General features: G+C 64.8%; 23 protein-coding genes. 5 read left to right on the forward strand and 18 right to left on the reverse strand.

The genetic code is table 11. The features are described 5' to 3' along the window. Positions 1–387 precede the first annotated feature (387 nt). The 4 genes from FJ956_RS14690 to FJ956_RS14705 form a co-directional block, all read right to left on the reverse strand. Entirely contained in the window at positions 388–1,089 is a 702-nt protein-coding gene (locus tag FJ956_RS14690) for a haloacid dehalogenase type II (RefSeq protein WP_140683619.1), read from the reverse strand. A gap of 157 nt (positions 1,090–1,246) precedes the next feature. Beyond that, positions 1,247–2,248, reverse strand: a complete 1,002-nt coding sequence (locus FJ956_RS14695) for a 4-hydroxyproline epimerase (RefSeq protein WP_140683623.1) — start codon at positions 2,246–2,248, stop codon at positions 1,247–1,249. A gap of 16 nt (positions 2,249–2,264) precedes the next feature. Continuing rightward, the gene (locus FJ956_RS14700; protein ID WP_140683626.1) at positions 2,265–3,575 is read right to left on the reverse strand and encodes an FAD-binding oxidoreductase; all 1,311 of its coding nucleotides are present in this window, start codon (positions 3,573–3,575) and stop codon (positions 2,265–2,267) included. 14 nt (positions 3,576–3,589) lie between these two features. Then, positions 3,590–4,525 carry a dihydrodipicolinate synthase family protein gene (locus FJ956_RS14705; RefSeq protein ID WP_140683629.1) on the reverse strand — a complete coding sequence of 312 codons (936 nt, stop codon included), beginning with the start codon at positions 4,523–4,525 and terminating at the stop codon, positions 3,590–3,592. A 68-nt stretch (positions 4,526–4,593) separates the two neighbouring features. Here FJ956_RS14705 and FJ956_RS14710 point away from each other — a divergent pair, with 68 nt between their 5' ends. Further along, the gene (locus FJ956_RS14710; protein WP_246672220.1) at positions 4,594–5,298 is read left to right on the forward strand and encodes a GntR family transcriptional regulator; all 705 of its coding nucleotides are present in this window, start codon (positions 4,594–4,596) and stop codon (positions 5,296–5,298) included. Between the two features lie 28 nt (positions 5,299–5,326). On the opposite strand, the gene FJ956_RS14715 is transcribed toward FJ956_RS14710, so the two are convergent. The 3 genes from FJ956_RS14715 to FJ956_RS14725 form a co-directional block, all read right to left on the reverse strand. Further along, positions 5,327–5,644, reverse strand: coding sequence for a hypothetical protein (locus FJ956_RS14715; protein WP_140683631.1), 318 nt, complete (start codon positions 5,642–5,644; stop codon positions 5,327–5,329). A 267-nt stretch (positions 5,645–5,911) separates the two neighbouring features. Continuing rightward, complete coding sequence (locus FJ956_RS14720; RefSeq protein WP_140683633.1) at positions 5,912–6,214, reverse strand: hypothetical protein; 303 nt, start codon at positions 6,212–6,214, stop codon at positions 5,912–5,914. A 422-nt stretch (positions 6,215–6,636) separates the two neighbouring features. Continuing rightward, positions 6,637–8,133 (reverse strand): CoA-acylating methylmalonate-semialdehyde dehydrogenase, encoded by a 1,497-nt coding sequence (locus FJ956_RS14725; protein WP_140683672.1) that lies wholly within the window; start codon positions 8,131–8,133, stop codon positions 6,637–6,639. A 365-nt stretch (positions 8,134–8,498) separates the two neighbouring features. On the opposite strand from FJ956_RS14725, the gene FJ956_RS14735 reads away from it, so the two are divergent. From FJ956_RS14735 to FJ956_RS14745, 3 genes are all read left to right on the forward strand, one after another. Further along, positions 8,499–9,380, forward strand: coding sequence for a LysR family transcriptional regulator (locus FJ956_RS14735; protein WP_140683636.1), 882 nt, complete (start codon positions 8,499–8,501; stop codon positions 9,378–9,380). 503 nt (positions 9,381–9,883) lie between these two features. Then, complete coding sequence (locus tag FJ956_RS14740) at positions 9,884–10,324, forward strand: hypothetical protein (protein ID WP_140683639.1); 441 nt, start codon at positions 9,884–9,886, stop codon at positions 10,322–10,324. Beyond that, complete coding sequence (locus FJ956_RS14745) at positions 10,321–12,480, forward strand: phosphatidylserine/phosphatidylglycerophosphate/cardiolipin synthase family protein (protein WP_140683642.1); 2,160 nt, start codon at positions 10,321–10,323, stop codon at positions 12,478–12,480. The genes FJ956_RS14740 and FJ956_RS14745 overlap by 4 nt, the downstream gene beginning before the upstream one ends. A gap of 163 nt (positions 12,481–12,643) precedes the next feature. Here FJ956_RS14745 and FJ956_RS14750 read toward each other — a convergent pair whose 3' ends face one another. The 8 genes from FJ956_RS14750 to rsfS all read right to left on the reverse strand — a co-directional run bounded on the left by FJ956_RS14750 (position 12,644) and on the right by rsfS (position 21,593). Further along, positions 12,644–13,906 (reverse strand): D-amino acid dehydrogenase, encoded by a 1,263-nt coding sequence (locus FJ956_RS14750; RefSeq protein WP_140683645.1) that lies wholly within the window; start codon positions 13,904–13,906, stop codon positions 12,644–12,646. A gap of 87 nt (positions 13,907–13,993) precedes the next feature. Then, positions 13,994–15,145, reverse strand: a complete 1,152-nt coding sequence (gene alr, locus FJ956_RS14755) for an alanine racemase (protein WP_140683648.1) — start codon at positions 15,143–15,145, stop codon at positions 13,994–13,996. Positions 15,146–15,218: 73 nt separating this feature from the next. After that, positions 15,219–15,737, reverse strand: a complete 519-nt coding sequence (locus FJ956_RS14760) for an RNA pyrophosphohydrolase (protein WP_140683651.1) — start codon at positions 15,735–15,737, stop codon at positions 15,219–15,221. Positions 15,738–15,890: 153 nt separating this feature from the next. Then, positions 15,891–17,078, reverse strand: a complete 1,188-nt coding sequence (locus FJ956_RS14765; RefSeq protein WP_140683654.1) for a divergent polysaccharide deacetylase family protein — start codon at positions 17,076–17,078, stop codon at positions 15,891–15,893. A 184-nt stretch (positions 17,079–17,262) separates the two neighbouring features. Then, positions 17,263–18,594 carry a S41 family peptidase gene (locus FJ956_RS14770; RefSeq protein WP_181170367.1) on the reverse strand — a complete coding sequence of 444 codons (1,332 nt, stop codon included), beginning with the start codon at positions 18,592–18,594 and terminating at the stop codon, positions 17,263–17,265. Position 18,595: 1 nt separating this feature from the next. Then, complete coding sequence (locus tag FJ956_RS14775; RefSeq protein WP_140683656.1) at positions 18,596–19,930, reverse strand: murein hydrolase activator EnvC; 1,335 nt, start codon at positions 19,928–19,930, stop codon at positions 18,596–18,598. Between the two features lie 740 nt (positions 19,931–20,670). After that, a complete protein-coding gene (rlmH, locus tag FJ956_RS14780) occupies positions 20,671–21,153 on the reverse strand; it encodes a 23S rRNA (pseudouridine(1915)-N(3))-methyltransferase RlmH (protein ID WP_140683658.1) in 483 nt (160 codons plus the stop codon). A gap of 62 nt (positions 21,154–21,215) precedes the next feature. Next, positions 21,216–21,593 (reverse strand): ribosome silencing factor, encoded by a 378-nt coding sequence (gene rsfS / locus FJ956_RS14785; protein WP_140646523.1) that lies wholly within the window; start codon positions 21,591–21,593, stop codon positions 21,216–21,218. Positions 21,594–21,835: 242 nt separating this feature from the next. Here rsfS and FJ956_RS14790 point away from each other — a divergent pair, with 242 nt between their 5' ends. Further along, the gene (locus tag FJ956_RS14790; RefSeq protein ID WP_140683660.1) at positions 21,836–22,687 is read left to right on the forward strand and encodes a mechanosensitive ion channel family protein; all 852 of its coding nucleotides are present in this window, start codon (positions 21,836–21,838) and stop codon (positions 22,685–22,687) included. 17 nt (positions 22,688–22,704) lie between these two features. Here the strand turns inward: FJ956_RS14790 and FJ956_RS14795 are convergent, their stop codons facing one another. The 3 genes from FJ956_RS14795 to FJ956_RS14805 form a co-directional block, all read right to left on the reverse strand. Then, positions 22,705–23,121 carry a RidA family protein gene (locus tag FJ956_RS14795; protein ID WP_140683662.1) on the reverse strand — a complete coding sequence of 139 codons (417 nt, stop codon included), beginning with the start codon at positions 23,119–23,121 and terminating at the stop codon, positions 22,705–22,707. A gap of 50 nt (positions 23,122–23,171) precedes the next feature. Then, on the reverse strand, positions 23,172–24,464 hold the full coding sequence (locus FJ956_RS14800) for an MFS transporter (protein ID WP_181170368.1): 1,293 nt from the start codon (positions 24,462–24,464) through the stop codon (positions 23,172–23,174). Between the two features lie 93 nt (positions 24,465–24,557). Then, entirely contained in the window at positions 24,558–25,145 is a 588-nt protein-coding gene (locus tag FJ956_RS14805) for a nicotinate-nucleotide adenylyltransferase (RefSeq protein ID WP_140683666.1), read from the reverse strand. Between the last annotated feature and the right edge of the window lie 241 nt (positions 25,146–25,386).

Here is a 25,386-nt window from a genome sequence, read left to right on the forward strand (position 1 = left end):
GCGGCTCCCCTGGAATGTCGCCCGTTTCCGGGTCGCACTCCTTTTCGTATTTCCCCTAGTCGTAAAGTCTCGAGCCCGGATTGCAACGTGATTTTTCAATCGCTCTGCGTGGTTTGGAAGCACGCCGTCCGATTGCCCGTTTTTTTGCGCCCGACCCCTGGACTATCGCGGACCCTAGCATTGGCACAACGCAATGTCTTTGACGATTCAACCTTATGATGGGCCTCATGTCGAAGAAATCGGCGTCAAAATAAGTTGATGAGAAGAATTCTTGCAAGAACCGAGGCGCTGCTTTTTGGACCGCCGCGCCTTCCGTAGGGTCAGGATTCCGTCGCGTGTGACAGCCAGGTGACGGCGAGTCGACACCATCTGCCCTCCGCGCCGGGCTCAGTTCCAGATCGTCGACCGCAGGAAAGGCGGTACATGATCGAGCGCCGGGAAAACCGCGTTCGGGGTGTAGTCGGGCAGCGGTTTGCGGCCGGTTCCCCTGTCGATCCAGATGCAGCGGAAGCCGAGATCGCGGGCGGCAGCGAGATCGAGATGCGGGCTGGCACAAATATGCACGACGTCGCCCCGACCGACGCCAAGCGCATTGTGCGCAAAATCGAAGATCTGCCGCGCGGGTTTGTAGGCGCCGGCCTGCTGCGCGGTGACGACGCGATCTATATGCCCGCCGAGCTGGGCGACATTGCCGGCGATGATGTCGTCGTCGGTGTTGGAAATGATGCAAAGCTTGAATCCCTGGGCCTTCAGCGCGCCGAGCGTGGAGACGACTTCGGGAAAGGGCGGCATTCGCGAGATGCTGCCGGTCAGCACCTCGATATCGTCCGGCGAACGAGCGAGCTTCAGCTCCTCCATCGCCAGCCCCAGCCCCTCGCCGGCCACGCTGCGGAAGGATTTGTGAGGCCGCGCGGTCTCGAGCGCGTGCTCGTGCTTGTCGTAGACGCGGATCAGTGTCTGGGGTTCGACATTGGAAGCTGGGTGGTTGGCGAGGATCGTGTTGACGGCGGCAAGCAGACCTTCATCCCACTGGATGAGGGTGCCGTAGCAATCGAAGGTCAGCCATTCGGGGTTTGGGCCGGAAAGCATCGATTATCCTTTCTTGACGATGCAATGGAAGGGGACCGTTGAACGGTCGCCTTGTTTCAGAACCTTGGCATGACCGGGACGTCAGGCCGATTGGCTGTTGTCGACGAATCCGGCGAGCGGGCCCAAAATCGGCATCCACCGGCTGAGGTCGCGAGGCTTATGTGACAATGAATCCATGCGCGAACGGATCGCGGTCATCGATGAAGATGGTGTTCAACCCTGTCATGCGCGCCCAGCCGCCGATCGAGGGGATGATCGCCGGCTTGCCGGCGACGCTGACCTCTTTTTCGACCCTGCCCTTGAACAGCGAGCCGATGATCGATTCGTGGACAAAACTGTCGCCGGGCTTGAGCCTGCCCTTGGCATGGAGCTGCGCCATGCGCGCCGAGGTGCCGGTGCCGCAAGGGCTGCGGTCGATCGCCTTGTCGCCATAGAACACGGCGTTGCGGGCATCGGCCTCGGCATGTTTCGGCTTGCCGGTCCACAGCATGTGCGACAGCCGGTTGATGCCGGGATTCTCCGGATGCACGAAGGAGTATTTCTCGTTGAGGCGCTGCCGCACCACCGGGCTCCAGGCGATGAGGTCGCCCGCCGAATAGTCGGCCATGTCCCGGTAATTCTGCTGCGGCTCGACGATGGCGTAGAAATTGCCGCCATAGGCGACGTCGACGCTGATCTCGCCGAGCACCGGGCATTCGACGGTCAGGCCTTCGGCATGGAGGAAGGACGGCACGTTGGTGATGCGCACCTCCTCGACATATTCGCCGACTTGGCTGTATTCGGCGATGACCAGCCCGGCCGGCGTGTCGAGCCTCAGCACGCCTGGCGTCTTCGGCTTCACCAGCCCATGCTCGATCGCCATCGTCACCGTGCCGATGGTGCCATGGCCGCACATCGGCAGGCAGCCCGAGGTCTCGATGAACAGGATGGCGATGTCGCAGTCCTCGCGCGTCGGCGGATAGAGGATCGACCCCGACATCACGTCATGGCCGCGCGGCTCGAACATCAGCCCGGTACGGACCCAGTCAAATTCGGCGAGGAAATGCGCCCGCCTCTCCATCATCGTCGAACCTTCGAGCAATGGCCCGCCGCCGGCGACGAGACGCACCGGATTGCCGCAGGTGTGGCCGTCGATGCAGAAGAAGGATTTTTTGGCCATGGTTGCTCTCTTGCTGTCAGAACCGTTGCGGACGGAATGGGGTGAGATCGAGCGGCGGAGTCTGCCCGAGAATGAGATCGCGGATCAAGCGGCCGGTCGCCGCGGACTGGGTCAGGCCGAGATGGCCGTGGCCAAAAGCGTAGTAGACGTTCGGCACACGCGCCGCGCCGATCGCCGGCAGCGAATCCGGCAGCGACGGGCGAAAACCCATCCACTCGCGGCCGCCCGACGGATCGAGCCCAGGCAGGAAGCGCTTCGCCTTCTCCAGCATCGCCTTCGAGCGGGCGAAATTCGGCGGCCGCTCGATGCCGCCGAGCTCGACGGCGCCGCCGACGCGCAGGCCCGTTTCGAGCGGCGTGATGACGAAGCCATGTCCGGAAAAGATCAGCTGCCGTTTCACGTCGAAGGCCGACACCGGCAGCGTCGTGTTGTAGCCACGCTCGGTTTCGAGCGGGATGCGGTCGCCAAGATTTTTTGCCAGGAGATGCGACCAGGCGCCCGCGGCGATTAGCAGCGTCTTTGCCGTCCGCCTGCTGCCGTCGGCCAGAACGATCGTGGCGCCGTTTGCGTCGGCCTCTATGCGCTCCACCCGCGCATGCTCGAAACGGGCGCCAAGTTTTTCCGCATAGGCCCAGACCGCCTTGCCGAGCAGCTTCGGATCGGCGACCGTTTTCCAGCCGGGCACGAAGGTGCCCTTGACGAAGCGCGGCGCCAGACCTGGCTGGAGCGCTGCCATTTCTTCGCCCTCGACATGGCGGAAGCCGATGCCGAAACGCCCGCGCTCGGCCCAGCCGGGCAGCGAGGCACGGAACTCCGCCTCGCTCTCATAGAATTCCAGCGAACCATCCTCGCGCAGCATCGGCCACGTGCCGGAGCGATCGAGCAGCCCCATCCATTCGGCTTCGGCGAGCTTCATCATGCCGACCTGCGCCCCCAGGCTCGCTTCGTAGTGCTTCGGCGCACCGGCCCGCCAGAAGCGGATCAGCCAGGGCAGCAGCTTGGGCAGATAGGCCGGCGGGATGGCCAAAGGTCCGAGCGGGTCGGCGAGCCATTTTGGCAATTGCCGGATCATGCCCTTATGCGCCAGCGGCAGCACGTCGGAGAAGGCGAAAGCGGCGGCATTGCCGGAGCTCGTCTCCTCGCAGATGCCGGTACGGTCGAAGACGGTAACGCTTCGCCCCGCCTCGCAGAGCAGGGTCGCGGCGCAGATACCGACGATGCCGCCACCGATGATCGCGATGTCTTCGCCTTCTCCCCGTGAACGGGGAGAAGATGCCCCAGTGGCCGAGCGCCGCGCCTGTTCCGGGGATTTGGAATTTCCTGGCACGTCAGTGCTGTCCCTTATTCGGCTGCCACCATCTTCTCCGTCGATCGAGGAGACGTCTGCAGCGCCGGCAGGTTCGGCCGCACCGCCAGCGCATCCCGCACGATCTTCTCGACCGCCTTGCGGCGTTCGCCCGACAGCGGCTGGCGCGGCATGCGCACGCGGTCATTGGTACCGATCGCCAGCACTTCGGCAAGCTTGATGTTTTGGACCAGATAGGTCGAGACATCGAGGTCGAGCAAGGGCCGGAACCAGCGGTAGATCGCCAGTGCCTCCTCGCGTCGACCCTGTCGCATCAACTGGTAGATCGCGACCGTCTCGCGCGGGAAGGCGGTGACCAGGCCGGCGACCCAGCCGATGGCGCCGACCGACAGCGCCTCGAAGGCGAGATTGTCGACACCGGTGAAGAGGTCGTAACGGTCGCCGAACCTGTTGATGATCTCGGTCGAGCGGCGGATGTCGTCGGACGATTCCTTGATGGCGACGAAGCGCTTGTCCGACGCCAGTTCCTCCATCAGCTCGACGGTCACGTCGACGCGATAGGCGAGCCGGTTGGAATAGATCATCACCGGCAGGTCACCGGCTTCCGCGACCGCGCGAAGGGCGGCGACCGTCTCTTGCGGGTCGGTGTGGTAGATCGGGCTCGGCACCACCATCAGGCCATCGGCGCCTTCCTTGGCGGCGCGCTTGGCGATGCTTGCGGCCTCACGCGTGCCGGGCTCGTTGACGGTCAAAAGCACCGGCTTCTTGCCGGCGACTTTCCGTGCCGTCTTCAGCACTTCGATCTTCTCGTCCGGCGACAGCATCGGCCCTTCGCCGAGCGAACCACACACGATGATGCCGTCGCAGCCGGCCTCCATCTGCAGTCCATAGCAGCGCTCCATCTCGGCATGGTCGAGGCGGTCGTCGGCGGTGAATTTGGTCGTGACGGCAGGGAAAACTCCGGTCCACATGGCTATTTCTCCTCTGATATATCAGCCGTATATCTATTAAGGATTAGCCTGTCAACGCTGAATCTCTTATGATATATGAAAAATATATCAGGAGCCCGCCATTGATCTCCCCACTGATATCCATCGAAGCGAACGCGACCTTCGAGCCGGCAGCGACCAGGGCCTATCGCGCGCTTGAGCACATGATCGTCACGCTCGAGCTGGCGCCGTCGGGCTTCGTCACCGAAGGTGCGCTGATCGAGCGGCTGGGTCTCGGACGCACCCCCGTCCGCGAGGCGATCCAGAGGCTCGCCTGGGAAGGACTCCTGGACATCAGGCCCCGCGCGGGCATCGCGGTCGCGCCGCTTCACGCCGGCGACTGGCTGCGGGTGCTGGATGCGCGGCGCGGCATCGAGGTGGTGCTCGCCCGCTCGGCCGCCCGCTTCGTCACACGCGAGGCCGCCGACCTGTTCCACGAGGCGGCCCTGGCCATGCAGAAGGCGGTGATCTCGAGCAACGTGCTTGCCTTCATCCAGGCCGACAAGGCGCTCGACGAAGCGCTGGCGATCGCCGCCGACAACCCCTTCGCGGCGCGCGTGGCCGCCCCGTTGCAGACCCACAGCCGCCGCTTCTGGTATCGCTACAAGGCCGACACCGGGCTGGCCGAATCGGCCGAGCACCACGTGGCGCTGATCCGTTCCATCCTCGACGGCGACGAGGAAGGCGCCGCCAAGGACGCCAAGAAGCTGATAGCGCTGCTGCGCGGTCATGCCGAGGTGGCCGCCACGCGCTGAGCGGGGTCAGCGCCCGTCCGAGGCGTCCTCAGCCGCCGGGCTGCCCGACCGCGGTGGCCCGCGTGTCTTCCCATCCGTCGCCCGCCGCCAGGATGCAACTCTGGCCTTTGACGTCGGTCATCAGGATGGTCCAGGTTCCGCTCGGCGAAACGAACACCTCGAAGATGGCGACTTCTCCGGCCACACCGTAGCCCAGCCGCTTCTCCTCGAATGCCGCCGCCAGCCTCGCGACCAGATAGTCATGGCCGCCGCAGATCACTTGCGCCCGCGCCGGAATAGCCGATAGCGCCATCAGGGCGCCAACGGCCGCAAGCTTGACCCATCGAAACGAAAATTCGCGTGCCATGTGGCACCTCCTTCGCCTTCGCATTCCGGCAAGGGAGGCACATTCGGCCGCCTCAGTGTGCCGGAGCGCTCCAGGCCGGATTCGACGTTTTCATCACGTCACTCCTTCTGGTTTCCGGTCTGTAACAGGGAGAGTATGACTCCCTGGATTCGATATGGTGAAGCTCGGCTTCGTAAACAAGCGGTGCCGCGGAAAGCGCCTCCTTGGCGCGATTTGACGCTCGACCGCAGGAGCCGTTGTGGCGCTCACCCCGGCTCCCTGGCGTTTTCAGGCGCCCGGCATCGCCGCCGTGATCGTCGGGCTGTCCCAGCCGTCGCCGACGGAAAGCACGCAGCTCTGGCCTTTGGTGTCGGAGGCAAGCACGGTCCAGCTTCCCTGGTCGGAGACGAAGATCTCGAGCACGACGTTCGGATTGATCAGGCCGCGCCCGGCCTCGCTTTCGTGAAACTTGTCGCCGAGCGCCTTGATGATGTCGGCGCGCGCCGCACATTGCGCCGCCGCGTTTGCCGACGCGGATCCAACGGTCATCGCCGCCGCCGCCAACATTGCCGCCACAACAAATCGTGTCATCCGACACCTCCTCGCGCCAGACGAGAACCCCGGCTGCCACCGGCGCTGTTTGGTTGCCTGCGCATGGCAGGAATACAGCCTAAGGCGGAGGATGGTCTGTTGGTTCCATCACACGGCGATGGAATTATTAGAAGGCGCGGATGCACGCATGGCGAGATACGCCTGAATTCATGCGCCTGAAGTTGTGCTTTGCCCGTGGCGGCGTGAGCTGGACGGTGCAATTCTGGTGGACGAAAGCCGCAGCATTCCACCTGCATCCACAAAAAGAAAGCGCGGCTTGCACCGCGCCTCCCCAATGTTGGTTTGGACGACCTGTCCGGGCTAGTTCATCGTCGGGATGACGAACTCGGCTCCGTCCTTGATGCCTCGCCGCGCCCGTAGCCACGAAGTGGCGAGGACGCGCAAACGAGGAAACCGTCGGGCTAGTTCATCGTCGGGATGACGAATTCCGCGCCGTCCTTGATGCCCGACGGCCAGCGTGACGTGACCGTCTTGGTCTTGGTGTAGAAGCGGAACGCGTCCGGACCGTGCTGGTTGAGGTCGCCGAAGGACGACGCCTTCCAGCCGCCGAAGGTGTAATAGGCGATCGGAACCGGGATCGGCACGTTGACGCCGACCATGCCGACCTGGACTCTGGATGCGAAGTCGCGCGCCGCATCGCCGTCGCGGGTGAAGATGGCGACGCCGTTGCCCATCTCGTGGTCGTTGGCGAGCTTGATCGCGTCCTCGTAGCGCGGCGCGCGCACCACCGAGAGCACCGGCCCGAAGATCTCTTCCTTGTAGATGCGCATGTCGGCCGTCACGTTGTCGAACAGGCAGCCGCCCATATAGTAGCCGTTCTCATAGCCCTGCATCTTGAAGCCGCGGCCGTCGACGACAAGCTTGGCGCCTTCCTTGACGCCGATATCGACATAGCCCTTCACGCGCTCCAACGCCTGCGCCGTCACCAGCGGGCCGAAATCGGCCGCCGAATCCGTCGACGGACCGACCTTCAGGCTTTCCACGCGCGGCACCAGCTTCTCCATCAGCCTGTTGGCGGTGTCGTCGCCGACCGGGACGGCCACCGAGATCGCCATGCAGCGCTCGCCGGCCGAGCCGTAGCCGGCGCCGATCAGCGCATCGACCGTCTGGTCCATGTCGGCGTCGGGCATGATGATCATGTGGTTCTTGGCGCCGCCGAAGCACTGCACGCGTTTTCCCGCCGCGGTGCCGCGCGAATAGATGTAGTGCGCGATCGGCGTCGAGCCGACAAAGCCGATCGCCTTGATGTCCGGATCGTCGAGGATGGCGTCGACCACTTCCTTGTCGCCGTTGACGACGTTGAGGATACCAGCCGGGAGACCCGCTTCGAGGAACAGTTCGGCGATACGGATCGGCACGCCCGGATCGCGCTCCGACGGCTTCAGGATGAAGGCGTTGCCGCAGGCGATCGCCGGCGCGATCTTCCACAGCGGGATCATGGCCGGGAAGTTGAACGGCGTGATGCCGGCGACGACGCCGAGCGGCTGGCGCATCGAATAGACGTCGATGCCGGGGCCGGCGCCGTCGGTGAACTCGCCCTTCATCATGTGCGGGGCGCCGATGCAGACCTCGACCACTTCGAGGCCGCGCTGGATGTCGCCGCGCGCGTCGGCGATGGTCTTGCCATGCTCGCGCGCCAGGATGTCGGCCAGTTCGTCATAGTCGCGGGCGACCAGCTCAAGGAATTTCATCAGCACGCGCACGCGGCGCTGCGGGTTGGTGGCGGCCCATTTCGGCTGCGCCGCCTTGGCGTTCTCGACCGCGGCGCGCAGTTCCGCTTGCGAGGCAAGCGCCACCGTGCCGCGCACGGAGCCGTCCATCGGCTGCATCACATCCTGCTTGCGGCCGCTGGTGCCGGCGACACGCTTGCCGCCGATGAAATGACCGTATTCGATCATGCTTTTCTCTCCCTGTTCTGGTGATGGCGCATTGTCCGCCTTTGCGGCGGCGATGGCAACGCGAGCCAAAACGCAACCGTTGTGCGGAAAATAGACAGCGGTGGCAGACTGTGCATTAATTGCCGCAAATGCCTGTCGTGAAGGATTTCTCAGGTTGAGTTTTGTCGCGCCCCCCTCTGTCCTGCCGGACATCTCCCCCACTTGGAGGGAGATTGGCAGCTTCGCCGACCGCGCCTTCTCCCGCATCGGCGATTGGCGAAAACCGGCGCGACATCTGATCTCCCCCTTTTTGGGGGAGATGGCCGGCAGGCCAGAGGGGGGCGCGAAGGAACTCAGCGTTGACAATCATCGCGCAGACCACTCCCATGAACTGGGATGACGTCCGCATCTTCCTCGCCGTGGCGCGCGCCGGCCAGATCCTCGGCGCGGCCAAGCGCCTGGAGCTCAACCACGCCACCGTCTCGCGCCGCATCGCCGCGCTCGAGGAGGCGCTGAGGACAAAGCTCTTCCGCCGCCTGACCACCGGCAGCGAACTGACGCCGGCTGGCGAGCGCTTCCTCGACATAGCCGAGCGCATGGAAGGCGACATGATCGCGGCGCGCTCGACCATCGCCGGCGAGGGCGACGATGTTTCGGGAACCGTGCGCATCGGCGCGCCCGATGGATTTGGCGTCGCCTTCCTGGCCAAGCGGCTGGGCGAGCTGACCGCGCTGCATCGCGAGCTCACCATCCAGCTGGTGCCGGTGCCGCGCTCCTTCTCGCTGTCCAGGCGCGAGGCCGATATCGCGATCACCGTCGAGCGGCCGACCGAAGGGCGGCTGGTGGCGGGCAAGCTGGTCGACTATACGCTGGGCCTCTTCGCCTCCCGCGCCTATGCCGAAGCCAACGGCCTGCCCAAAATGCCGGCCGAGCTCGGCCGGCATACGCTGATCGGTTATGTGCCGGACCTCATCGTCAGCCCCTCGCTCGACTATGCCGCTGAGTTCAGCCCCGAATGGCGCACCAGCTTCGCCATCTCCTCGGCGCTCGGCCAGGCCGAGGCGGTGCGCTCCGGCGCCGGCATCGGCATCCTGCACACCTTCGTCGCCCGTTCGATGCCGGAGCTGGTGCCCGTCGACATCGTCGCACCCATCCGCCGCGCCTACTGGCTGGTCTATCATGAATCGGTAAGGCCCCTGCGCCGCGTCCAGCTCGTCGCCAACTTCATCACCAGGGCGGTGGAGCGCGAGCGCGGTCTTTTCGTCTAGAGCATGGTCCAGGACCGCTTAAGCGAAACATCCCAGTTCCGCGGTACGGAAATCTTGCCCGGTCGGCTATTCGCGTTGACAGCATCCCTCGGAGATTGACCGAAACGATCCGGCCTCGTCATCCACGGGCGGAGCAAGGAGCGTAGCGACGCGCGCAGACCCGAGGATCCATTCCGTGACGCATGAGCGCTGCTGCGGTGCAGAATTCTGCTCCGCAGCACACTTCGATCAAGGTCACGGAATGGATTCCAGGGTCTCCGCGACGCCGCTTCGCAGCTGCTCCGCCCTGGAATGACGAGGTTGAGAAGCTTCAGCCAAACGCCGGCGTTTGCGTCGCAAAAAGAAAACGCGCATCCCAAAGTCCCTCGCCGCGGCCGATCCTATCACAGCCAGTTGGTCGTTGCCGCCTTGCCTCCGCCACAAATTCGGCGACTGTGGCGTCAGCGCTTCGCCATGCTGTGGCCGGGCGCGAGGGGACAATTTTTTGCAACGCCGGCGGAGAAATGCGAGCCGTTCTTGCCATTCTGCCGCTGATTTTTCTGTCCGACTGCGCCAACCCTTGGACCAAGGTTCCGGAAGCGGAGCTGCCGAAGCCGATCCGCTACGCCATGGCGCGCCCCTCGCCTTTCGTCATCGGCAATTATTGCGGCCCGGGCACCCGCACCGGCGATCTGTCGGCAAAGCCGGTCGACCCTCTCGATGCCGCCTGCCAGGTCCACGACGCCTGCTATATCGTCCGGCACAATCATTGCGACTGCGACGGCGCGCTTGTCGCCTCCGCAAGGAAGATCCGTGACGACAGGACGGCGCCGCGCAAGATGCGAAGCGAGGCAGAATTGCTGATCGCCACCTTCGCGTTTCCGGTCTGCAGGATCTTTCCGCAAGGCTTCCTGCCGCCGCGCGACCCTGCCCAGCTCAAGGCCATGAACGGGACAACCGGATGAGGCTCGGGTCTGCCATAACCAGGGCGTTGCTTGGACTGGCGCTGGCAGCGCTTGCCGGTTGCGCCGGCATGCCTGGGCATTCGGCCTGCGCCTTCTTTCCGGGCGACGGCGCCTGCGGCCGCCTGCCGGTCTCGGCGGACGGAAGCGGCGCCGATATAGCCGGAGCCCACTACTTCGCAGGCGGCGGCAACAGCGCCTATGACAAGCAGTTCCAGGCGCTGCTTGCCCAAAGCCGCCTCGATGCGCTCGACCGCGCCAACGGCACCGGCCGTTTCGGCCGCGACTGGCGCGATGTCCAGAACGGCGGCTTCCACACGACCTATCCGACGCTGCAACGGCTCGCCAAACCGCTCGACGACACCGAGCTGACGCCGACACGAGGCAAGCCGGGCGAAGGCCGGTTCACCGGCCGTTGGCGCATGTCGCGGCAGACGCTCTATCTCGATGCCGCCGCGCGGCCCTCGGCGCCCAAGACCTTCAGCTTCTCCGGCCTTGAGGCGCGCTCGGTCGAGATCGTGCTGCGCCAGGCGGGGCAACTGCAAGTCGACATCGGCGGCACCTGCAACGGCCCGCTCGCGATCCGCGCGTCGGGGCGATCCATCACAGTCGCCACTGCCTCTCCATTCCATCTGAGCCTGCCCATCGCCGAAACCTCCGCCAGCCTGTTTCCGGACCAGGCGCTGACCCGCTGCGATCTGCGCGTCGTCTCCACCCTGGCGCCGGCCGGCGCGCCGCTGACCTTGCTGCGCGAGGAGACCGCCGATCCCTGGATCGCGGGGCTCGACAGCCGCTACGACCGCTGTCCGGTGCCTGACCCGGCGGGGATGGAGGAGCTCGACCGCGTCTTTTATGCCGGGCGCTGGCTGTCGCAGACCTGCGCGCTGCCGCTGGGATCGCCGGCCCTGCTGCGCAAGTCGCGCGACGGCTTCAATGCCAAGGTCGAGGCCCTGCTCGGCCGGACGCTGCCCGACAGCGCCATCGACAAGGCTGACCCAGAGCTGCCGCTGGATTTCTCCAGCGCGCCAAAACTCCGGCTGATCTATCTGTCGTCGCTGGAGTTCAAGGCGGATTTCTCCGGCCGCATCATGGAGCGGCTGCTCCGCCACCATGCGGCGCAGGGCGCGAAGGTGCGCATCCTGGTGACCGACGTTCTGGAGCGCGAGAAGGACGACGCGCTGCTGCACCGGCTGGCGGCTGAATTCCCCAACGTCCAATTACAGGAATATCGCTGGCAGGCGGACCACGGCGCGCCGTTCGATGAGCAGATCTCGCAGCTGCACAAGGTTCACCATATCAAGATGCTGGCGACGCTGGCCGAAGAGCCCGGACGCTCGCGCGTCATCGTCGGCGGCCGCAACATCCATGACGGCTTCCTGTTCCACAAGCCGGTCGACCTGACCCGCCATCCGGACCTGGAGCAATACGGCAAGACCGACGGCTTCTCGCTGAATTACTATTCCAACTGGAGCGATTTCGACATCGAGATCGCCGACCCGGCGACCGTCGAAACGCTGGCCGCGCATCTGTCGACCATCTGGCTGCGCGACGCCGACACCAATTTGTCGCGGCCGTTTTCCATTCCGGTTCCCGGTGGAAGCGCGCGGGGCGTGGCGCGGCATTTCATTTCCGTGCCCTACGAGGACGGGCACGCGCTGGAGGCCTATTTCGTCGAGCTGATCGACAGCGCCGAGCATCGCATCGAGATCGTCAATCCCTATCTCAACCTGACGCCGGATATCGCCCGGGCCATCGACCGGGCGCTGGCCAGGGGCGTGAAGATCGACGTCGTCGGCCGTATCGACCTCAAGGGCGATATCGGCGGCCGCTTCCTCACCGCGCTCAACAAGCTGTTCGTCGAGAAATATGGCGACCGCATCGACATCCGCGAGTTCAAGGCGCCGGACGTCGTGCTGCATTCGAAAATCATGATGATCGACGAAAGGCTGGTCGCCATCTCCTCGGTCAACCTCAACAACCGCAGCTTCTTCCATGACTCGGAGAACGGCATGGTCGTGCTCGATCCGGCTTTCTACCGCCGCATGAAGCCGGTCTATGACGATTACCTCGCCCATTCGCGCCCGGTCGCCACCAATGTCACGATCGGCTGGGCCTACCGGCTGCTGTTCAGCGACAGCTGGGTCCGGCAGGCGTTCTGAGGCGGCCGCTCGACGCGAATTAAGGTGTGCTGAGATTCAGGTCAGGCCGAGTCGAAAGTGGTGGCTGCCGAGAACCGGAGCGGAGCGTACTTAAGGTACGTGAGCACCGGAAGCGCAGAAAGCCGCCATTCGCAGGCCGGCCTCACCTGAATATCAGCGCACCTTAAATAGGTTTGAGATAGCGTTCCGGGCTGAGGTCGCGCGCGTTGATCTCCGGCACCCGGTTCGACATGATGTCGGCCAGCACCTTGGCCGAGCCGCAGGCCATGGTCCAGCCGAGCGTGCCGTGGCCGGTGTTGAGGTAGAGGTTGGCAACCTCGCTTTGTCCGATCAGGGGCGGTCCGTCCGGCGTCATTGGCCGCAAGCCGCACCAGAAGCTCGCCGCCTTGAGGTCGCCGCCGCCGGGGAAAAGATCACCGACCGAATGTTCCAGCGTGCGGCGGCGCGATTCCTGAAGGCGAAGATCATAGCCCGAAATCTCCGCCGTGCCGCCGACGCGGATGCGGTCGCCGAGCCTGGTGATCGCCACCTTGTAGGTCTCGTCCATGACAGTCGACACCGGTGCTGCCTCGGCGTTGGCGATCGGCACGGTGATCGAATAGCCCTTGACCGGATAGACCGGAATCGGCCGCCCCAGCGAGCGCATGAACTGCGCCGAATAGCTGCCCATCGCCATCACGAAGGCGTCCGCCGTTTTCCATCCGCTGTCCGTAAGCACATTGGTGAGGCGATTGCGGTTCCTGACGATGCGCCGGATGGTCGAGCCGTATTCGAAGGTCACGCCGCGCGCCACGCAGAGTTCCGCGAGCCTGTCGGTGAACATCTTGCAGTCGCCGGTCTCGTCGCCCGGAAGCCTGAGGCCGCCGACGAATTTATCGCGCACCGCCGCAAGGGCCGGCTCGGCCGCGACACAGCCGTCGCGGTCCAGGATTTCATAAGGCACGCCGTATTTCTTCAGCACCTCGACGTCGCCGCCGGTACCGTCGAGCTGCTTCTGCTTGCGGAAGAGCTGCAGCGTGCCCTTGCTCCGTTCGTCGTAAGTGATGCCGGTCGCCTCGCGCAGCGCCTTCAGCGTGTCGCGGCTGTATTCGGCAAGCGGCACCATGCGCGACTTGTTGAGCGCGTAGCGCTCGGCCGTGCAGTTGCGCAGCATCTTGAGGAGCCAGGTCCACATATGCGGGTCGAAAGCCGGCCGCACCACCAGCGGGCCGTATTTCATCAACAGCCATTTGACGGCCTTGACCGGGATGCCCGGCCCGGCCCAAGGCGAGGCATAGCCCGGCGACACTTCGCCGGCATTGGCGAAGCTGGTTTCGAGCGCCGGCCCTGGCTGGCGATCGTAGACGGTCACTTCATGACCGGCCTCGGCGAGGAAGTAGGCGGTGGTAACCCCGATCACGCCGCCGCCCAGCACGATGACTTTCATTCAAAGCTCCCTCGAAGGCCGATCATGCTGCCTGAGGCATGGCCATTCCCTGTCTGCCGGATTTTGCGGCACCCGCCAAGTGCTGCGTTATCCGCCGACGTAGCGGCGGTGAAAGCGCGCACCTAGGCTGGTCAATATCTCGTAGCCGATGGTGCCGGCATGGCCGGCCGCGTCGTCGACGCTTTGCGCCGGACCGATGAGCTCGACGAGGTCGCCTTCGCCGAGCCGACCTGCCGGAAGCGCCGAAATGTCGAGGATGATCGAGTCCATCGACACGCGCCCGATAAAAGGCAATCGGGTGCCCTCGAACCAGGCGGCCGAAGCGGCGCGCCGGTGCCAGCCGTCGCCATAGCCTAGCGAAATGGTCGCCAGCCTGAGCGGCCCGTCCGCCTGGTGGCTGTGGCCATAGCCGATGCCGGCGCCGGCGCCGACGTGCCGGGTCTGCGCCACCTTGGCTTGCAGCCTTATGACTGGCAGCATCGGGTTGGGGTCATGCGGTGTCGGGTTGACCCCGTAAAGCGCGGCTCCTGGGCGGGCGAGGTCGTAGTGGTAGGCCAGTCCGAGAAAGATACCGGACGAATTGGCCAGTGAGGCGGGTGCCGCGGGCAGTATCTTGCGCAGTCGTTCGAATTCCTGCCGCTGCTTCTCGTTCGCCGCCTGCTGCGGCTCGTCGGCGCGGGCGAGGTGGCTCATCACGAGACGGATATCGATGCCATCGAAGGCGCCTGCCTCCGCCGCCATCGCCTCGACTTCCGCTGGCGCCATGCCGAGCCGGGCCATGCCGCTGTCGACCTGGATGGCAGCGGGCAGGCTTTGGCCCATGCCTCGCGCGGTCTCGCGCCAAGCCTTCAGTTGCATGGCGCTGTTGATGACCGGGCAAAGCCGGGCAGCCGTGGCTTCCGGTTCGGAACCCGGAGGCAGCCCGTTCAGCACGAAGATGTCGGGCCCCGGCCCGATCGCCTTGCGCAGCGCGATGCCCTCGCCGAGCAGCGCGACGAAGAAGATGTCACAGCCCTCCTTCGCCAGCGCCAAGGCCACTTGCGCGGCGCCAAGTCCATAGCCGTCCGCCTTGAGCACGCTGGCGCAGCGGACGCCATTGAGCCGTGTCTTCAGCCGGCGGTAGTTTTCCCGGATGGCGCCGAGGTCGATCGTCAGGATCGCGCCGGCGGCGACCTCGCTCACAGTCGAACCGCTGCTTGCATCATGTGCCGAAAACCCGCGTCCGGTGTCGTCGTTCATGGCGACCCCCGTTCATTGCATCGGCAATCAATACGGCCACAGGGCCGCCGCGACAACCGGGACGGAGGGCCGCTTAGGGTACGAGGTGCTGGAAGGCCGCGACGACCTGCTCGTAGACCTTGCGCTTGAACGGCACGATCAGCTCGGGCAACTCGCGCATCGGCCGCCAGGCCCATTCATCGAACTCGGCGGTGTGGCCGCCGGGCGGCGGATTGATCTCGATCTCGCCTTCGTCGCCCTCGAACCGGTAGGCGAACCATTTCTGCGTCTGGCCGCGATAGCGGCCCTTGAAGGCGACGCCGACCAGATGCGGCGGCAGCTCGTAATTGATCCAGCGCGGCGCCTCGGCCAGCAGCGACACGCTGCGCATGCCGGTTTCCTCATAGAGCTCGCGGCCCGCGGCATCGATCGGCTCTTCGCCCTTGTCGATGCCGCCTTGCGGCATCTGCCAAAGCTGCGTCGTGCCGGCAAACTCGCTGTCCGGTTCGGCGATGCGGTGCCCGACCCAGACCAGGCCTGCTCCGTTGAGGATCATCAGCCCGACGCACGGACGGTAAGGCAGCGTTTCAGGATCGATCTTTTTCTTGGACATCGGGTGTTCCAGCCGTTTTGAGAATTCGCTCCGGCGAGGCAGATGGCGAGTGGTTTCGAGAACCGGAGCGGAGCGTACTTTAAAGTACGTGAGCACCGGAAGCGCAGAAAACGCCGCCAGATGCCCGCCGGAGTAGAATTATCAAGACGGCTGCTAGCCTTTTTGCGGATCAATGGCCACCGCCGAGATCGGCACGATCTCGATGCCGCGCTTCTTCGCCTCGGCAATCCAGGGCGTCACCGTGTCGACGGTGATATCGAAGGCCGAACCGATGCCGACGGCGCTTCCCTTGGCCCGCGCCGTCGCTTCCAGGCTGTCCAGCTTCTTGAGGATTTCGCCGCGGTCCTGCACGGCATCGATCGCCATGTCGCCGGCGACGAACGGCACGCCATCTTTCAATGCCAAATCAGGCGCAACGCTGCGGGCGGATGAGCCGTCATCGATATAGGCAAGCCCCCGTCGGCCGAGCTCCGCCATGAACGGTTCCATCGCCGAGGCGTCGGCCGAGAAGCGCGCGCCCATATAGTTCATGACCCCGGTATAGTTGGTCGTGCGCGACAGCGCCCAGTGTAGGCTCTTCAGGTTCTCGTCCGGGCTGGCCGACACCGTCAGCGTGTTGCGGCCGGGATTGACGTTGGGATAATCGAACGGCTCGAGCGGCACCTGCATGACGATCTCATGCCCGCTCTGCCTTGCCGCCTGCATCCAGCGGCCGATGCTGTTGCCTTGCGGCGCGAAAGCCAGCGTCACTTCGGCCGGCAGCTTGGCGATCGCGGCTTGCGTGCCGGTCTGCGAGACGGCGAGCCCGCCGATGACGATCGCCACCCGTGCCCCGCGCGCGCCGGACCACGGCCGCGCATAGACGTCGAACGGCCGCCGGCCGTCGGCGCTGCGTATCGGCAGCGGACCGGCGTCGCCGGCCTCGATCAGCGCCCTGTCCGGGATATGGGCGACCTTGAGATTCTGGCCGAGCGTCGACGGATCGCGAATGACGATCGCCGCCTTCGGCGGGCCGTCGCCCTCCTCGGTCTGGACGTGGATGATCTGCGGGCCGCCGCTCTTCATCGGCGTGCTGGCCTGTGGCGTCGTAGCCGAAACCGGAGCCGGCACTGGCGCCGCTGCCGCCGCAGGGGCAGCGGTGACCTTCGGCGTCGAAACGGCCACTTCTTCCGGCTTGCGGAACGGCCTTTCACGCAGCGCGATAGCGCCGGAAACACCGATCACGCCAAGCACGGCCAGCACAGCGACGAGCGTGCCGGAGCCGATGCCGCGCGAGGCCTTGCGCTGAGTTCGGAGCGTCTGTCCGAGCGGGCGTTCAATGTCCTTGCCGATCTCAGCCAAGTCGTGTTTCCCCGGAAGCACGCCAGGGTCACTTTTTCGTGACATCTCGCGTAAACTTCGCAATCGCTGGCGCGATACCCCAGACGCGTGGCGCCCCAACCGCGGTCCCCGAATCAAACTGCCGGAACCTCGCGGCCCCGGCAGCATTGCATTGCTTCGCGCAGCCGGCCAGAGCCGGACCGCATTACTGGTTCAGCACGGCCTTGTCCGGGTTCGGCGGGAACGACGGATCGGTCTTCTCGCCGCGCAGCAACTGCTCGGCATAGATCAGCTGCAGGTCGTTCTTCGGATCCGGCGGCACATAGGCGGCCGAGCCCGAACCGGTGGAGCTCTCGTCGGCGCCCTTGATGTGGCCCTTGAGATCGGATTCGCCGCGGGTCAGGTCGCGGCCCTGCAGATCCGGCGGCAGCGGCTGGTCGACCTTGATGTCGGGCGTGATGCCCTTGCCCTGGATCGACTTGCCCGACGGCGTGTAATAGAGCGCCGTGGTGAGCCGCAGCGCGCCATTCTCGCCGAGCGGGATGATGGTCTGCACCGAGCCCTTGCCGAAGGACTGCGTGCCGACCACCGTGACGCGGCGCAGGTCCTGCAGCGCGCCGGCGACGATTTCCGAGGCGCTCGCCGATCCGCCATTGACCAGCACGATCATCGGCTTGCCGTTGATGTCGTCGATCTGCTTCGGCTTGGCGTCGAAGCGGGTGACGTCCTTCGGATCGCGGCCGCGCGTCGAAACGATCTCGCCGCGCTTGAGGAAGGCATCCGACACGCTGACCGCCTGGTCGAGCAGACCGCCCGGATTGAGGCGCAGGTCGAGCACATAGCCCTTCAGCTTGTCGTTCGGCACCTGCTTCTTGATGTTCTCGATGGCGTTCTCGAGATCGTCATAGGTCTTCTCGGTGAAGGAGGTGATCTTCATGTAGCCGATGTCGTTCTCGACCCTGTACTTCACCGCCTTGACCTTGATGACGTCGCGCACCACCGTGATTTCGATCGGCTTGTCGGCGCCCTGGCGCAGGATGGTGAGCTTGATCGGCGTGTTGACCGGTCCGCGCATCTTCTCGACCGCGTCGTTGAGGGTGAGGCCGCGCACCTCCTCGCCGTCGATCTTGGCGATGTAGTCGCCCGACAGCACACCCGCCTTGGCGGCCGGCGTATCATCGATCGGCGTGATGACCTTGACGAGGTCGTTCTCCATGGTGACCTCGATGCCGAGGCCGCCGAACTCACCCTTGGTCTGCACGCGCATGTCCTGCGCCTGCTCGGCATTCATGTAGGAGGAGTGTGGGTCGAGCGAGGCCAGCATGCCGTTGATGGCGTTCTCGACGAGCGACTTGTCGTCCGGCGGCGTCACGTAATTGGCGCGCACGCGCTCGAAGATGTCGCCGAAGATCGCCAGCTGCTTGTAGGTTTCCGAACCCGCAGCGTTCGCCGCCGAACCCGGTGCGCCGTAGACCAGGCTCATTGCCGATGCGCCCATCAGCGCGCCGGCAAACAGAAGCGACAGTTTCCGCATCATTTCACGTCCTTCCAGAAAATCGGTCCGCCCACCATGGGGCCGGATCGACGGGTTTTCCATCCTTACGGAACTCGACATAGAGTTCCAGCGCCGCATTTCCATTTCGCGAGGCCGAGGTGCTTGCCACCCGGGCCTCTCCCATCGCGCCGATCGGCTCTCCTGCGAGCACCGACTGTCCGGTCGCGACGCTGATTCTGCTCATCCCAGCCAGGACGACATGATACCCGTCGCCCGCATTGAGGATCAAGAGTTGACCATAGGAGCGAAACGGCCCCGCATAAAGCACGTTTCCATCCGCCGGCGCGGTGACGATGGCTCCCGATTGTGTCGCAACCATGTCGCCTTGCATCGCCGCGCCATTGCCGTCGTCGGCGCCGAAACGCAGTTTGATCTTGCCGATGACCGGCAGCGCGATCTGGCCCTGCAATGCCGAAAACGGCGCCGATCCCGTGAGGCGGTTCGCCTCCGGCACCGGCAGCGCGGCGAGCTCGGTGGTCGAGGCCGTGGTGTCGTTGTCCGTCGATTTCCGCTCGCCCGCCTTGACCTGGTCCTGCGCCTTGCGCGCCTTGTCGGCTTCGAGCGAGGCGATCAGGTCCTTGAGGCTGCTCGCTTTCGCCGCCAGCTGCTGCGAGTGCTGCTGTTCGGCCGCCATCGCCGTTTGGGTATCGGCCTGCAGCTTTTTCTTGGCCTCCAGCAGCATGGTGAGCCGCTTCTTCTCGGCCGTCTGGTCGGTGACGGCGGCGGTCAACCTGGCGCGTTCGGCCTCGATGGAAGCCGTCACCCGGGTCTGTTCCTTGAGATCGGCCATCAGCCTCTCGGTCTGCTGGCGCAGTTCCGGCACCACCGCGCCGAGCAGGATGGCGCTGCGCACCGACGACAGCGCATCCTCGGGCTTGACCAGGATCGCCGGCGGCGGATTGAGCCCCATGCGCTGCAAGGCGCCCAACACCTCGGCCAGCACGTCGCGGCGCGCCAGGAGCGAGGCGCGCAGCTTCGTTTCCTCGGCCTTCAGCGCTTCGAGCTTGGCGCCGATGTCCTCGATGTCCTGGCCGAGCTTCTGTTCCGTCATCGCCGACTGGATGAGCGCCGCGGTGATCGAGGCATAGTCCTTGCGCACCGAGGCGATGTCGGCGGCGAGCTTGCCCAGGCGCTCCGAAGACAAGGTGATCTCCTTGGAAATCTGCTCGTATTCGGCCCGGCTCTGATCCGGATCGGGCGCAAGGTCGAGCGCGTTCTCGGCCGCCCGGACCGGCCCGAGCGCGACCAGGGCGGCGACAAGGGTCAAGCCGCAGCGGCTGCGCCAGGCGCGCGTTCTCGGAGTCCAGCCTTCAGACATCAGACCTCTAACCTATCCGCCGCTTCGTTAACGAACCATCAACCATGTTGGAAGCGAGCAATTCCAGGAAAGGTGTGTACGGTTTCCGTCTGGAATTGCGTAAGGACAACAATGATCGTGATGCCGCGCCATTGAGGCGGAAGTTCGGACAGCTACGTGTCTCCTAGTTCCTCGACACGGGGATTTTAAAAGGTTGCCGTTTGTCTTGGTGTAAGATTTTCCGTTCATGTCCGTGAAACCGGCGCAAACGCCGGGGATTGTTTGAAGCCGCCCCAACCTCGTCATTCTATGGCGGAGCAAGGAGCGAAGCGACGCGGCGCAGACCATAGAATCCATGCCGTGACCTTTGAGCGCCGCCACGGTGCAGAATTTTGCTCCGCTGCACGCCTTGGCGAAGGTAACGGCATGGATTCTAGGAGCTTCGCGACGGAGCTCCGCTCCTGCTCCGCCCTAGAATGATGATCGCGATGGGCGTTTCGGCCAACCTCCAACGCATGCCGCCTGCCAACGCAAACAAAGCCGACCGGTCAAAATCCTTTTGCAGTGCCACTAGAGACTCGGCTTTGATTGCGCTGGATAACATCCTGGGCCGATGCGGCGCGGAATTCGCTCTCCTCCGCTCTAAGACCCGGTTCAAGGCGGCTCTTCAGCCGATCCCACGCTTCCTCGCCGGTCTGCAAATCGCAATGGATCAGGTGACCGAGGATATTCCTGCAGCCGGCCTCGTGCGGGCGCCTCGATCACGATCGATGATATGGATGACCGGAAAGGATCGTCGCGACCCGATAGAGCTGCTCGCCCAGCATGACGCGCACCAGCTGGTGCGGCCAGGTCAGCGCGCCGAACGACAGCACAAGGTCGGCCTGCTCGCGCAAGGATCTGTCATGGCCGTCGGCACCGCCGATGGCGACGACGAGCGCCTTGCGGCCGCCGTCGCGCAACTGGCCGATGCGGGCGGCCAGTTCCTCCGAGGAGAGCGGCTTGCCGCGTTCGTCGAGCAGGATGAGAACGGAGCCCGGCTGTAACTGCGCCTGCAGCTTCTGGGCTTCCTCGCGGCGGCGCTCGTCGGCGCTCTGTCCGCGGCTTTCGGGAACCTCGACGATGCCGGCAAATTCCAGCCCGACCGCGGGCCCGCTCTTCGAAAAGCGCTCGAAATAGCGGTCGGCGAGTTCTCTCTCGGGGCCGGTCTTCATCCGGCCCACGGCATGAACGGTGATCTTCATCCTCGCCCCGGCGAGCTTGTCCTAACGCATACCGTGACGGTTCACGGCACGCGGATCAAGGCTCAGTGCAAGGTCTCTTCCTCGAGATCCGGCGCCTGCCACATCTTTTCCAGATTGTAGAATTCGCGGACTTCGGGGCGGAAGACATGGACGATGATGTCGCCCGAATCGATCAGGACCCAGTCGGCGCCGGCCAGCCCCTCGACGCGCGCCGTGCCGAGGCCGGCATCCTTCAGCGCCTTGAGGAGATGATCGGCGACAGCCGAGACATGACGGTGCGATCGACCCGAGGCGATGACCATGTAGTCGCCGAGGCTCGATTTTCCCTGGATGTCGATTGAGACGATGTTTTCGGCCTTGGAGTCTTCCAGACTGGCAAGGACTGTGTCGATGGCGAGGGACGCGGCGTCGTTTCCGCTGATCCCTGCCGGCGAAGGCATGATATCAGCCTTCTTCCGCAGTGCTGTTCTCAGTGTGTTTCCTTTCCCAACAAGAACAACCAAATCACCAGGCAAATCAGGTGACACCACTTAGATAGGCAGAGTTCCGTTGCAGTTTCAAGACGGGCGCGCCCTGCCCGCGCCAACGCGGCTCTGCCCGGCAGGTTCCGTCGCCCCGAAAAATCGGAACCCTTTGCGCTTTGCATGGGTTATCGGCTCACTGACCAACGGGGACTTCATCCATGCCAACCGACCCGCAAAGCGCCCTCATCACTATCCAGGCCGGGCTTGCGCAACTGAGCACGCTGATCGTTTCCTATTCCTTCTCGGCCATCGGCGCCATAATCCTGCTGGTTGTCGGCTATTTCGTCGCTGGTGTCGCCGAGCGCTCGATCTCCGCCGGCCTCGGCCATGTCCACGGCTTCGACGCGACCCTGCGTCATTTCTTCTCCAAGATCGTCCGCTACGCCATCCTGATCCTGGTCACCATCATGGTGCTCGGCCAGTTCGGGGTGCAGACCGCCTCCATCATCGCGGCAATAGGCGCAATCGGCCTGGCCATCGGGCTGGCTCTGCAAGGCACGCTGCAGAACATCGCCGCCGGCATCATGCTTCTGGCGCTCAGGCCCTTCCGCATCGGCGAATATGTCGAGGTCGGCTCGATTGCCGGCACCATCGAAGAGATCGGCCTCTTCGCCACCAAGCTGCGCTCCGGCGACGGCGTCTATGTGCTGGCGCCCAACTCGACGCTGTGGAACCAGCCGGTGCGCAATTTCACCCGCAACGGCGTGCGCCGCACCGACGTGAGCTTGAGCATCGGCTCCTGGAACGACATCGACCGCGCGCAAAAGACCCTGCTTGCCATCGCCGGCGCCGAAAAGCGCATCCGGCGCGAACCGGCGCCGATCGCCTTCGTGGCAAATCTCGGCGACACCACCGTTTCGCTCACCTTGCGCTACTGGACGTCGGCCGCCGACTATTTCTCGACCCAAACCGACATGACCAAGCGCGCCAAGCAGGCTTTCGACAGCGAAGGCATCTCGATCCCCCTGCCGCCGCCGGAAATGCCGGCGCCGGAGGCGCGCAGGCAGTAGCCTCGCAACAGCGATTCTCAATCTGCCGGCATCCTGAACCGATTTCGAGGTATCTCGGCTATTGCCGTGATCTCGATCTGCAAGTCCGGATGATAAAGTCGCACGATCTCGACGGTTGTCGTCACGGGATAGGGCTCTGAAAAGAACTCCTTGCGGATATCTCCCGACGCCATGAATCGCTCGATATCGGTCGTATACTGGGTCAGCGACACGATATCGGCCATCTCCCCACCGATGGCCGCGAGCACGGCCTTGATGTTTTCGAGGGTTTGCCGGACCTGAACCCGCATGTCGCCCTTCCCGACAATCTGCCCTTCACGGTCAAGCGAAACTTGGCCTTTAAGGTGAACGAGTTGCCCGCCCTCATGGATTTTCACCATGGAGAACGCGCCAAAAGGCTTCCACACCGTTGCGGGATTATAGCTCTTCGACATCTCTGATCTTGCTCGAATTTGGGCCAAAAGTCGCGAAGATGCGCAGCTTGTCAATCTTTGACGTGTCGCTGCTTCTCGTCCGGCGCGAAGGCTAGCTCCACCGGCAAGGGCGTCTGCGCCGACATCGGCGCGAAACTGCCGCTTGTGGCCGCGGGCGTCGGCCGGCCGGCCATCACGCGCCACAGCACGAACAGGCAGAAGGCCGATGCGATGACGATGCCTACATAGATGAAGGTCGCGGTGCCGAAGACGACGGAAAGCGCCGTCACGATGCCGGGCACGATGAAGCCGGCCAGCGACCAGGCAAACAGCATCGAGCTCGACAGCGCCAGAAGCTCGTCCTTGCCGGCGCGATCGGCGGCATGCGCGCTGGAGAGCGCGTAGATCGATTCCGACGCCCCGTCCCAGATGAGATAAATCACCACCAGCGCCATCAGCGCGCCGCCGTCGAAGACAATGGCGAGCACGCTGGCGACGGTCGCGAGCGCCGCCGCGCCCGCCAGCACGTAGCGCCGGTCGGTGCGGTCGGAAATCCAGCCGAGCGGGATCTGCAGGATCAGCGTGCCGACCGGCATCGCCGACAACAGCAGCGCCACGTCGGCCTGGCTGTAGCCCTTGGCGGTGGCGTGGATCGGCGCAAAACCGGAAACGATCATCGACAGGCCGCCGACCGCCAGCATGCCGGCGACACCGACCGGCGAGATCCGCCAGGCGCGCCGAAGCGCCACCGACGCGGCCTGCGGCGCCGGCGGCTGGGCCAGCCGCGTCATGCCGACCGGCAGGATGGAGAGCGCGGTGAAGGCGATGCCGATCAGCGATGCCGCGGCCGTGTGGATGTCGATCGCAGCGAGCGTCGCATAACCCACGCCCAGCCCGCCGATATAGGCGACATAGAACACCGCCATCACCCGGCCGCGGATCGAATTCGGCAAGGCGTCGTTCAGCCAGCTCTGGGCGACGATGAACAGCCCGCAGATCGCGAAGCCGTAGAGCGCCCGGGCCGCGATCCAGAGCAACGGGATCGGCCCGGCACCGATCGCGGCGTTGGAAAGCGCGATCAGCGCCGAAAGCACCATGAAGGCGCGGGCGTGGCCCACTCGCTTGACGAGCGGTCCGGTCAGGATGCAGCCGGCCAGCCCGCCCGCCGAAAGCCCGGTGACGATCAGCCCGGCCCAGGTCGGGTCGAAACCGTCGGCGCCCAGCCGCACCGGGATATAGGCGAACATCAGCCCATTGCCGATTGCGGTCAGCGCCATCGACACGATGACGCTGGCAATGGCGATCAGCGGCGCCGATTGCGCGGCCTGTGTCCGATCGGTCGTGGCTTGGTTCTCTTTTAGCATGCCCACGCAGCTTGGCTTACAGCCAGGCAAAAAGCCGCCGCAAAAGCGACATGGCGCGCTTTCCCTTCTCCCCTTGTGGGAGAAGGTGGGCGCCTACCCCTTCGCCGCCTTGCGGATCGCGGTGGAGGACAGGGAGGAGCGCGGACCGTGGATGAAGGTCCAGGCCGGCGCCGGCATGCGGGCAAGCAGCGGCGCGTCGCCCTCGTCGATGCGGGCATAGTCGAAGGTCTTGGCGACCACCGACGACAGGAAGGATAGCGTGGCGCCCGGGCGATCGATGACCGCGATCGGGAAGGTCAGCACGATCTCGCGCCAGCGCTGCCAGCGGTGGAAGTCGCGCAAGCTGTCCGCACCCATGATCCAGACAAAATCGACGCCCGGATTGCGCGCCTTGACGAGCGCAAGCGTGTCGGCGGTGTAGCGCACATGCTGCGTCGCCTCGAAGGCGGTGACCTTGATCTTCGGGTTCCTGGCGATCTTTTCGGACAGCTCGATGCGCTCGGCGAGCGGGGCAAGCTCGCGCGCGCTCTTCAGCGGATTGCCGGGCGTCACCATCCACCACAGCTGGTCGAGCGCGAGCCTTCTCAGCGCGATCTCGGCGACCAGCGCATGACCGGCATGCGGCGGATTGAACGAACCGCCGAACAGACCGACGGTCAGCCCTTTGGCGGCGTGCGGCATGCGGAGGTAGCGAGCGGGGACGGGAGGCTGAGGAGACGAAAGCATGGTGCTAGGCCCCCCTCTCTGCCCTGCCGGGCATCTCCCCCGCAAGGGGGGAGATTAGCAGCCTTGCCGATGGCGCTTGTTCTATAACGTCGACGATTGGCGAAGCCCTGAATGCCATCTGATCTCCCCCCTTGAGGGGGAGATGGCCGGCAGGCCAGAGAGGGGGGCCTGGGCGCAAGCTTCAATCCCTTAAGGC

The sequence above is a fragment of the Mesorhizobium sp. B2-4-3 genome, assembly GCF_006442815.1.
Lineage (GTDB): Bacteria > Pseudomonadota > Alphaproteobacteria > Rhizobiales > Rhizobiaceae > Mesorhizobium.